Raw genomic sequence first — 11,286 nt, 5'->3', positions numbered from 1 at the left:
TCCTATAAGAAATTTTTTAAGTATTTTTTTAGCTATATTTATTAGCTTATTTACATTCATTGGCTGTGGTACTGCTAAAAAATCAGAAGTAGTAGAAGAGAGTTTTCAATGTGAAAGTTCTGCTAAAGATTATGCAATAAACGATGGTGAGCAAAATAGCGAGGTAATGGAAGACAGTAAAGTAAAAGAGAATAAAGTGGAAGAAAATAAACTTATTAACTCTTCATCTAAAAAAATAATAAGAAATGTAGATATTACGTTACAAACTACTGAATTTGAAAAATCTATTGAAGCAATTAATAAAAGTATAGATGAATTTAAAGGATTTATACAGAGCTCTTATATGAATGGTAATGGTATAGACAATAAAGGAAATACTTATAATAGAAATGGTAATATAACAGCAAGAATTCCAAGTAAAGATTTAGAGAAGTACCTTACTAAATTAAAATCTATAGCTCATGTAACTCAAGAAGGACAACATGGTGAAGATGTAACTTTGACATATGTTGATAATGAAGCTAGACTTAAGGTTTTAAAGGTAAAAGAAGAAAGATTATTAGAAATTCTTAAAGAAAGTAAAAATGTTACTGATATAATTGCAGTAGAATCAGAACTTTCTAAAGCTAGATATGATATTGAGTCAGTAGAAGGTTATTTAAAGAATTTAGATAATTTAATAGAGTATTCAACAGTATATATCAATGTAGAAGAAGTTGAACAAATTAAGAATGAAATTGATGTAAAAGGAAGTATATTTGAAAAAATGATCAATTCTTTTATAAATTCTATAAAAGATGTTGGATATTTAATAAAAAATTCTATTATTTATATTGCTGCATCTATTCCATATATAGTTGTAATAGGATTAATAGTGTTCTTATTTAGATTTATAATAAAAAAATTTAATATAAAAGATAAGTTTATTAAGCCATTTTCAAAAAAATAGGTAGTTACCTAAATTTCGTACAAATATAAAGCTTTATATTTGTACGAAATTGCCATTTATTGTACATAATATTTCTTTAACTTCCAATAATTTATGGAAAACTCACTGGAATAATATAATTCTGTTCTATACAAAGTTATAGATTCAAAGAAACCTATAAGATTATGTATTCTAAATACTAACCATAAGATAAAATAGATATATAAAACTTTGGAGTTATGAGTAGGCTTACGTCAATAGCTTTGACTTAAAAAGTTGTATAACTCCCTCTCTTTTTTCATTTCTACATCATCACATCATATATAAATATATAACTTCTAAATTTAATCTATTTCTGAAAATAATTAACACTTATTGTTATCATCCCTAAAATTACTAAATTCAAAATTAATAGTTCACAATTTCGGATATTTCTCAATGGTAACTGAGAAATTTAGAATTGATTAACTGTATTGGTGAACAGTGTTCGCCATATATTATTAAATAAATATTAAACTATAAAACGTATTAAAAAGAACTGGCGAATACTGTTCATATCTACAATTTAAAAAGTTAATTTATAACTAATAGCTGTTCCATTAAATATTTTAATTAACAACTTAAAATAATGCATAATTATAGAATATTGAGGAATAATATTTACAATTTATTCTCTTCTTAATTTTATAAGTATTTTTACTTATGCATTTACAAATGAAAAAGAGTAATATATAATTAGTGGTATATAAGATAGTGGATATACTACTTTTACAGTTGAGAATTGAAATATTTAGCAATATTAAACTATACATTAATCTTTAAGGTAGTATATCTATAAATGGGGGAGATTATTATGAAAATGAATATTAAAAAAATGGTAATATCAGCATTATTGATGGCTATATCTATAATCATACCATTAGTCTTTGGTTCAACTTTGAGAATATATATACCACCATTTTCTGCAACTTTAGCATCACACGTACCAATGTTTTTATCTATGTTTTTAGGACCTTTTGAAGCAGCAGTTGTTGGTATTGGATCTGCAATTGGATTCTTATTTGCATTTCCTGATCCAGTAATTGCAGCTAGGGCAGCAATGCACATAATAGTAGGATTTGTAGGAGCAAAATTAATACTTAAAAATGTAAGTTTTACTAAGACTATTTTTATAACTGCACCACTGCATGGCTTCTTAGAAGCTTTAGTTGTAATGCCTTTTGGTTTTGATTTATATAAAGCATTAATTGTAGTAGGTATTGGTGGAGTATTACATCATATTGTTGATGGTTTTATCACTTTGCCTTTAGTAGCATCTATAAATAAGGCTACAGGAAATTTACTTTATAGTAATAATAAAAGAAAAGATATGGCAGCTTAAATTTAGATTTTTATGATATTCAAATAAAAGATAAGAGTTCTAATAAAAAGTCGTGATTTTTAATCACGACTTTTTACTATTTCTTTTTACCTTTATTATTTTTAGAGTCTGACTTCTTTTTACTATTTGATTTATCTGTAGCTTTCTTCGATTTATTTGCCATAAAGTTCCTCCTTTTATTTGATATTATATTATATTTAAGTATGTTTAAAAAAATAACTAATAAGTATTGTGATATATTTTATTAATTCACAAAGAATTAATTTCAACTATAATTGTGAATTTTTCATTGTGAATTATGAATTGAAATATCAAGTTTGTAGCTATATTAGCTATATGTTAACTCTTTAAGTGTTTTATCTATACTAAATTCACTTTGTCTGGTAGAAAATATTATTAGAAGTTTTCATAAACTATTCTATTTCAGACATCTAATATTAATTAATAGTGAAATTGTTATAGTATTTCTGTATAATTATATAGAAACAAGATAAAATTTAAGTTTATGTAAAGAATTAATTTTCTATATATAAAACAAGTTTACGAAAATTAACTAAAAGGATGGAGTTCTATGAATTTAATAACTTTAGAAAATATATGCAAAAGCTATAGTGATAAAACACTATTAGAAAATATAAAATTGACTATTACTGATGAAGACAAGATAGGAGTAATAGGTGTAAATGGAGCAGGAAAATCTACTCTTTTAAAGATAATTGCGGGAATGGAGATTTCTGATAGTGGTAATATTATAAAAATGAATGGACTTAGAATAGAGTATTTACCTCAAGAAGTTATCTACGAAGCAGAGGATACTGTATTGGAACAGATTTTTAAAGGCTCTTCAGAAGTTATGAAAGTGTTAAGAGAATACGAAAGTATACTTTACAAACTTTCATTAGATGGCGAAAATACTGCTCTTCAAAAAAGTTTAATCTTTCTTCAAAGTAAAATGGATGCTTTAAATGGATGGCAGTTAGAAAGTGAAGCAAAAAGAATATTAACAAAATTAGGTATAAATAATTTTAATGATAAGATGAAAGTTCTATCTGGAGGGCAAAGAAAAAGAGTAGCATTAGCTTCCTCTCTAATATCTCCTTGTGATTTATTAATTTTAGATGAGCCAACTAATCATATGGATAATAATATCATAGAATGGTTGGAGAATGAACTTAGAAATAGAAAATCTGCATTGTTGATGATTACTCATGATAGATATTTCTTAGATAGAGTAGCTAACAAAATAATTGAAATTGATAATGGAAACATTTATGGATATATGGGAAACTATTCAACTTTCATAGAAAAGAAACTTGAAAGAATTGAACTTATGCAAAGCTTAGAAAGAAAAAGACAAAACCTATATAGAAAAGAATTATCATGGGTAAAAAGGGGAGCTAAAGCTAGAAGTACTAAACAAAAAGCGAGATTAGAAAGATTTGAAGAAATTAAAAATAGTAAAATTGAAATAAAGGATAATAAAATAGACATATCCACAGGTAGTAGTAGACTTGGCAAAAAAATAATTAATGTGGAGAATATTTATAAATCATTTGGAGAAAAGCAGTTAATTAAGGACTTTAGTTATATTGCAACAAAAGAAGATAGAATAGGAATAATAGGACCAAATGGGGTAGGAAAGTCTACACTTTTAAATATATTAAGTGGTAGATTAGAAGTAGATAGTGGAGTAATTGAATTTGGTGACACTGTAAAACTTGGTTATTTTACTCAAGAAAATGGTGAGATGAATGAGAAACTTAGAGTTATTGATTATATAAAGGAGATAGCAGAATTTATAACTACAAAGGACGGAATTACAATTTCTGCTTCTCAGATGCTAGAAAGATTTATGTTTGAAGGGGCAATGCAATATACTCCTATATCAAAGCTATCTGGTGGAGAGAAAAGAAGGTTGTATTTACTTAGAATATTAATGGAGAGTCCTAATGTATTGTTCTTAGATGAGCCTACTAATGATTTAGATATAGATACCCTTACTATATTAGAAGAGTATCTTGAAGAATTTAATGGTTCAGTAATTACTGTATCTCATGATAGATACTTTTTAGACAAAATTGCTAATAAAATTTTTACTTTTGAAGGTAATGGAAAAATATTAGAAATTACAGGTAATTATAGTGATTATAAAGAATATAGTGAACTTTACCTATCTAATGAGAAAAAAGATGAAAATATAAGTAAAACCAAAGAAATTAAAAATAAAGAATCTAAAAAAGAAAAACCATTAAAGTTTTCTTATAAAGAGATGAAAGAGTATGAAGAGATCGATGAGAAAGTTGAAGAGAAAGAGAATGAATTAAATGAAGTTGAAGAAAATATAAGTAATGCAGGAAGTGATTTTGTATTACTTCAAGAACTACTAGAAAAGCAAAGTAAGATTGAAGAGGAGCTAGAATATTTAATGGAAAGATGGACTTATCTTAATGAGCTATCTGAAAAAATTAAGGAAAATAAAGAAAATAATATATAAGATATATGCTTTGTTTTAATTTTTATAAATAAAAACTTTATTTATAAATTTAAAATGAAAAATTAAGGATAAAACTCCAAAGTCAAAGGCTTTGGAGTTTTCTAGAATTAAATTTATTCTAAAAGTCTTCATCTTTAATTCTTAATTTCCAGTAATATAAGCTTTTTATAGAGAATGCATTTTTAAGTGTATATTTTAGATTCTTATATACAAGTACTATAGATAATATAGATATTTCAAATTTATAAAAGATAAGACACCTTCAAAAATAATAGATTAGTATGTTAACTTATTTTCTATTATATTGAATTACTTTATTTTTTATCTTCTAAACGTACAAATAAAATTGAGATTAAAAACAAGCTTATTTTACAAATTATGTATAATTTTTTATACTTTTTACTATTATATTTAATACTATGATTTATAATATAAAAAATAAATAATAATATAAAAAATATTTAATAAATATTTAATAAATTTGTAACATGGTGTATAATGTTCCTGTGACAAATTTTTAGAATATTTTCATAATAAGGGAGGATAAAAATGAGTAACAAAAAAAAGAAAAAAGGTTTTCCAACGGCCTTTACAGTTACATTTATTGTATTAATTCTTGTTGCCGCATTAACTTACTTAATACCAGCTGGAAGCTATGCTAAATTAAAATTTGACACTGAAACTAATATGTTTACGATTACAAAACCATCTGGTGAAATAGAAGAGCTTCCTGCTACACAAGAAGTATTAGATAAATTAAACATGAAAGTTGATGTATCTAAATTCACTAGTGGAAGTATTAGTAAGCCCATTGCTATACCTAATACCTATGAAAAAATAGAAAGCAATCCGCAAGGACCTTTCGAAATATTAACTGCACCAATTCAAGGGGTGTATGAATCAATTGATATTATAATGTTCGTATTTATTCTTGGAGGTATAATTGGGGTTATTAATTATACAGGAGCTTTTGATGCTGGAATAGCTAGTTTATCAAAGGCGACAAAAGGGAAAGAAATGATGCTAATAATTGTAGTAACTGTATTGATTGCAATAGGAGGTACTACTTTTGGATTAGCAGAGGAAACTATAGCATTTTATCCAATATTGATGCCAATATTTTTAGTTGCAGGATATGATGCATTAGTATGTATAGCTGCAATATATATGGGTTCATCATTAGGAACAATGTTTGCAACTACGAACCCTTTTTCATCTGTTACAGCATCTAATGCTGCTGGAATAAGCTTTACAGAGGGATTAACATTTAGAGGAATTGGCTTAGTGTTATCATTAGTAATTTCTTTAATTTACATAATTCGTTATGCAAAGAAAGTTCAGGCTGATTCTAAAAACTCATTAATTCATGCAGATAAACAACATATTGAAGATAAATTTTTAAGTAATTATGACCCTAATAACATTCCAAATTTTGATTTTAGAAGAAAGTTTATGTTACTGATTTTTGCCTTAGCTTTTGGAGTAATGATTTGGGGAGTATCATCAAGGGGTTGGTGGTTTACTGAAATGACTGCATTATTCTTAGCAGTAGCAATAGTAATAGGATTTATTTCTGGAATAGGAGAAAAAGCATTTGTTGACAAATTTGTTACTGGTGCTGGAGATCTTATAGGAGTTGCATTAATTGTAGGTGTTGCTAGGGGAGTTAACATCATTATGGAAAAAGGCTTAATTAGTGACTCTATATTATATTTCTCATCAGGAGTAGTTGAAGGTATGAACTCTATGTTATTTATAGTTGTTATTTTAATACTATTTAGTTTATTAGGATTCTTCATATCATCATCATCAGGACTTGCAACTTTATCAATGCCTATTATGGCTCCACTAGCAGATGCAGTTGGACTGTCAAGAGATGTTATTGTTAGTGCATATCAGTATGGACAAGGATTGATGTCATTTATTACTCCAACAGGATTGATATTAGCTAGTTTGGAAATGGTTGACGTAACCTATGATAAATGGCTGAAATTTATTTTACCGCTAATGGCATTAATGGGGGGATTATCCATAGCAATGCTATTTGTTCAAGTAATTCTATAATATTTTTATAAAGTGCAGAGTCTATCATTAAAAATTATTTTAATGATAGACTTTATTTGTATAAAAGAATACCACAGGTTATACCTGTGGTTCTAAAAAGCTTTTAGCTATGAGTATAAAAAAAGATCCTCCTTTAGTAAAATAAGTATTAGGTTTGCCGACCAATACTTGAAATACAAAGGAGGAGTTCATAATGAACAATAACAGTTTAGCACATAGCAAATGGAATTGTAAATATCACATAGTGTTTGCACCTAAGTATAGAAGACAAATAATATATGGAAAGATAAAAGTTGATATTGGAGTAATATTGAGAAAGTTATGTGAACATAAGGGTGTAGAAATAATAGAAGCAAATGCATGCAAGGACCATATACACATGTTAGTTAGTGTTCCACCTAAATTAAGCATAGCTCAGTTTATGGGATACTTAAAAGGAAAAAGTTCTCTTATGATTTTTGATAGACATGCTAATCTAAAATATAAGTATGGAAATAGACAATTTTGGTGCAAGGGATATTATGTTGATACAGTTGGGCGTAATAAAAAAGTAATTGAAGAATATATAAAAAATCAAATACAAGAAGATATAGCATATGAGCAATTGAGTTTAAAAGAATATATTTACCCGTTTACGGGTGAGCCAGTAAAGAAGAGCAGATAAAATAAACCCCTTTAGGGGTAGTTAGTAAAAATTTGTGGTTGGCAAACCGTTCGGCGTGCGAGCAGCACAGCTAGTAATATGCCCTTATAGGGCTAAAGCAAACCACCCGTTTTACGGGTGGTCCTGATTTCTATATGTTTTATAAAATTATTTTTATTAGTTACTTTTTAATATAAATAAATTTTAGATTTTTTATATATTATTTTGATTTTAAATATATATTTTTTTTCTTTGGAAATACTAACATTAAAAGAGGAGGTGAAAATATGGAGCTTTCTACTCGAGAAGTTATTAAACTAAAACTTGTTGACCTTCAAGAAAATGTTCGTGATTTTCAAAGCTACGCTGATAAAGTAGATGATAAAAATGTTAGAGATGAATTTAAGGCATTGGCAAAAGAATGTGGATATCAAGCACAAAGGCTTCAAGGTTTATTAGGGGAATTTGAAGATTAATTTTAAGAGTTTTCATTTTGAAAACTCTTTTTAAATTACAAGATAATATTTTATAACTTAAAAAGGGTTTTTTTATACTATTTTATAAAGTTTATATTGCATTTTGTTGAAATATAAGGTATTATTATATTAAAGATAATTACTAATAATTCATTAGCAGGAATATATAGTATTATAGTATAAAATGAGGTGAGAGGGATGGAAATTAATTGGATTTGGCTTCTATTAATAGCCTTTGTTATAGTAATTGACTTTCTTACAAGTGACTTTGTTTATTCCTGGCTTATTATAGGCTTTATACCAGCTTTTTTATTAGGCTTCTTTGTAGTATTTCCTGTACAAGTTTTTATTGCTGTAATGATAGGTGGAATTTCAATTGTACTAGGACTAAAATACTCTAGAAAATATATTAAAAAGAATATAAAGCAAGAGAAGCTAATGATGGGAAAATATTTGGGACAAGAATTTGTAGCAAATATAGATATTATAAAAGAAGAACAAATGAAGGTGAACGGCGTATATTGGAGAGTAAAAAATATAGGTTCACCAATAATTAGTGGTGAAAGTTTTATTGTTGTTGATATAGAGAACAATAAACTTATTATTAAAAAGGGAGATGAATAGCAATGATTCTTTTTGGTTTTTTAACTGTACTGGTAATAGTATTATTACTTATAATATTATCAGTAAAAGTTGTAAACACAGGCTATGTTTACATTTTAGAAAGATTTGGCCAATTCTACAAGGTTTTAGAACCAGGATGGCATATAACAATTCCATTTGCTGACTTTGTAAGAGCAAAAATATCAATGAAACAACAAATTCTTGATATACCACCTCAAAACGTTATAACAAAAGATAACGTTAAAATATCAGTAGATAATGTAATATTCTATCAAGTATTAAATGCTAAGGATGCAGTTTATAACATTGAAAACTACACTTCAGGTATAATGTATTCAACAGTAACTAATATGAGAAATATAATAGGAGATATGACACTTGATGAGGTATTAGCAGGTAGAGATACTATAAACTTCAAGTTATTAACTATTGTGGATACTATTACAGATGCTTATGGAATAAAAATATTATCTGTAGAAATTAAAAATATAGTTCCACCAGCTGAAATTCAAGAAGCGATGGAAAAACAAATGAAAGCTGAAAGAAATAAGAGAGCGGCAATACTTAATGCAGAAGGAGATAGACAAAGTGCTATAGCTAGAGCAGAAGGTGAAAAGCAATCTAAAATTCTTCAAGCAGAAGCAGAAAAAGAGGCTAATATCAGAAGAGCAGAAGGTTTACGTGAGTCTCAATTATTAGAGGCAGAAGGTAAAGCAAAGGCTATTGAATTAATTGCTAAAGCTGATGCTGAGGCTATAGAAAAAGTTAATAAGGCTATACTTGATTCAGGTACAGATGCAACTGTAATAGCTTTAAAACAAGTAGAAGCATTAAAAGAATTATCTAAAAACCCAGCTAATAAGCTAATATTACCTGTAGACACATTATCTTCATTAGGTAGTATATCTGCTATAGCTGAAACAATAAAAATGACAAAAGATAAATAATAAAAAATAAAAGCTAGCTCAATTTTGAGCTAGCTTTATTTTTTAGTATAAGTGATAACCTTGATACAATGTAATTCAGTATTTAATTGTAAAAAATACATTAGAGGTAGTTTTTATAATAGGATTACCTTATTTTTTAATTTTATAAAAGGAAAAGGCAGTTAAATGTAGAATAATGTTAAGTCGAGGTGGTTTTATGAGAAAGAATAGAAAAGTACAATTTATATACTGTTTTATTGCATTAACTTTAATAATTACTAATTTATTTACTTTAAATGTTAATGCAGAAACTCAAATAAAAAGATTATATGGTGAAGGGAGATACGAAACTGCAAAAGCAGTCTCATCAGATGGATGGATAAATAGTGAATATGCGGTCTTAGTTACAGGAAGTGATTATCCAGATGCACTTAGTGCTACTCCACTTGCTAAAAAATATGAAGCACCAATACTATTAACAGAAAAAAATAAACTAAATAGTAATACATTAAGTGAAATAAAAAGATTAGGCGTTAAAAAAGTATTTATAGTAGGTGGAACTGGTGTAGTAGGTACTGAAGTTGAAAATGAAATTAAAGATTTGAATATTGAAGTTGAAAGAATTTCTGGCCAAGGTAGATATGAGACGTCAGTTGAGGTTGCCAAAAAGGTAGGAGTAGAAAATGGTATTTTTGTTGCCTACGGCTTAAATTATGCAGATGCATTATCAATAGGACCAATTGCGGCTAAGCTTCAAATGCCTATATTATTAAATCCAACCTATAGTTTAGATTCATCATTGGAAAATCTAATAAGTAATAATTCTATTACAAAGACATATGTAGTTGGAGGAACATCACTTATATCTGATAATGTACTTAATAAATTTCCTAATGCTGAAAGATTATATGGAAGTAATAGATATGAAACTAATAAAATATTATTAGATAAATTTAAAGATAAATTAGATTTTTCTAATTTATTTATTGCAACAGGAATAAATTTTCCAGATGCTTTATCAGGAGGTGCATTAGCATCTAAAAATGGTAATCCTATGGTACTTATTTCAAATACTCCAGATAATGCAACCTTAAGTATTAAAAAATACAATACACAAGCTAACTTAATTGTCTTAGGGGGGGAAAGTGTTGTTTCTACAGCGGCAATACAGAAATTTAAATCGGGAGTTAAAATGTTTAATTTAAATGCAGGACATACACTTACTGGAGCAGATACAGGCGCTAGTGGCGTAAATGGTTTAAAAGAAGAAGTTTTAACTAGACAGCTTGTTAAAGAATTAGATAGTGAGTTTAAATCAAAAGGTCAACAGACGAATTTAGTTATTGTAGATCATGCTACTACTTTAGATGAAAGTCTTAATAAACAAGTTATACTATGTAATAGTGTAAATGCCGACATGAATATTGTCATACATTTTAATAGTCATTTAGGTATTGGATATGGTACAGAGATATTTACATATCAAGGTAAGTATGTACCAGAAGCAGATAGAGTATTAAAAAATATGAGCAAATTAGGATTTAGAAATAGAGGCATTAAGAATGCAGAACTAGCCTTAATAAATGGAACAGATGCAGAAACTATTTATATTGAGGTATGCTTTATTGACAATGTAAAAGATGTTGCTATTATGAATGAATATGGACTAAATACTATAGCTAAAGCTATTGTTTGTGGTGTGCTAGATATTGAATTCAACGAAGGGAGTCTAGTTAAATAAAAAATATTG

Annotated in this window: 9 protein-coding genes; all 9 read left to right on the top strand. The window is 27.3% G+C overall.

The features are described from left to right. Nucleotides 1–949: DUF4349 domain-containing protein (locus ACY1IQ_RS19340; protein ID WP_461615521.1), on the top strand; the 949-nt coding region annotated here is incomplete at its 5' end. An 832-nt stretch (nt 950–1,781) separates the two neighbouring features. Then, nucleotides 1,782–2,309, top strand: a complete 528-nt coding sequence (locus ACY1IQ_RS19335) for an ECF transporter S component (RefSeq protein WP_461615520.1) — start codon at nt 1,782–1,784, stop codon at nt 2,307–2,309. 571 nt (nt 2,310–2,880) lie between these two features. Then, nucleotides 2,881–4,803 carry an ABC-F family ATP-binding cassette domain-containing protein gene (locus ACY1IQ_RS19330; protein WP_461615519.1) on the top strand — a complete coding sequence of 641 codons (1,923 nt, stop codon included), beginning with the start codon at nt 2,881–2,883 and terminating at the stop codon, nt 4,801–4,803. 549 nt (nt 4,804–5,352) lie between these two features. Then, the gene (locus ACY1IQ_RS19325) at nt 5,353–6,867 is read left to right on the top strand and encodes a YfcC family protein (RefSeq protein ID WP_461615518.1); all 1,515 of its coding nucleotides are present in this window, start codon (nt 5,353–5,355) and stop codon (nt 6,865–6,867) included. Nucleotides 6,868–7,060: 193 nt separating this feature from the next. Then, entirely contained in the window at nt 7,061–7,531 is a 471-nt protein-coding gene (gene tnpA, locus ACY1IQ_RS19320) for an IS200/IS605 family transposase (protein ID WP_461615517.1), read from the top strand. Nucleotides 7,532–7,797: 266 nt separating this feature from the next. Continuing rightward, complete coding sequence (locus ACY1IQ_RS19315) at nt 7,798–7,986, top strand: hypothetical protein (protein WP_461615516.1); 189 nt, start codon at nt 7,798–7,800, stop codon at nt 7,984–7,986. Between the two features lie 198 nt (nt 7,987–8,184). Next, a complete protein-coding gene (locus ACY1IQ_RS19310; protein WP_461615515.1) occupies nt 8,185–8,610 on the top strand; it encodes an NfeD family protein in 426 nt (141 codons plus the stop codon). A gap of 2 nt (nt 8,611–8,612) precedes the next feature. After that, nucleotides 8,613–9,557, top strand: a complete 945-nt coding sequence (locus ACY1IQ_RS19305; RefSeq protein ID WP_461615514.1) for an SPFH domain-containing protein — start codon at nt 8,613–8,615, stop codon at nt 9,555–9,557. 196 nt (nt 9,558–9,753) lie between these two features. Beyond that, the gene (locus ACY1IQ_RS19300; RefSeq protein WP_461615513.1) at nt 9,754–11,277 is read left to right on the top strand and encodes a cell wall-binding repeat-containing protein; all 1,524 of its coding nucleotides are present in this window, start codon (nt 9,754–9,756) and stop codon (nt 11,275–11,277) included. The last annotated feature ends 9 nt before the right edge of the window (nt 11,278–11,286 follow it).

The organism is Clostridium sp. Marseille-QA1073, from assembly GCF_054863625.1.
This window is presented reverse-complemented; position numbering and strand designations above follow the sequence as displayed.

Bases quoted from the DNA above. Each gene is read 5' to 3' on its own strand.
- ACY1IQ_RS19300 (WP_461615513.1), top strand. From the start codon at position 9,754: ATGAGAAAGAATAGAAAAGTACAATTTATATACTGTTTTATTGCATTA.
- ACY1IQ_RS19315 (WP_461615516.1), top strand. From the start codon at position 7,798: ATGGAGCTTTCTACTCGAGAAGTTATTAAACTAAAACTTGTTGACCTT.
- ACY1IQ_RS19330 (WP_461615519.1), top strand. From the start codon at position 2,881: ATGAATTTAATAACTTTAGAAAATATATGCAAAAGCTATAGTGATAAA.
- ACY1IQ_RS19305 (WP_461615514.1), top strand. From the start codon at position 8,613: ATGATTCTTTTTGGTTTTTTAACTGTACTGGTAATAGTATTATTACTT.
- ACY1IQ_RS19335 (WP_461615520.1), top strand. From the start codon at position 1,782: ATGAAAATGAATATTAAAAAAATGGTAATATCAGCATTATTGATGGCT.
- ACY1IQ_RS19325 (WP_461615518.1), top strand. From the start codon at position 5,353: ATGAGTAACAAAAAAAAGAAAAAAGGTTTTCCAACGGCCTTTACAGTT.
- ACY1IQ_RS19310 (WP_461615515.1), top strand. From the start codon at position 8,185: ATGGAAATTAATTGGATTTGGCTTCTATTAATAGCCTTTGTTATAGTA.
- tnpA (WP_461615517.1), top strand. From the start codon at position 7,061: ATGAACAATAACAGTTTAGCACATAGCAAATGGAATTGTAAATATCAC.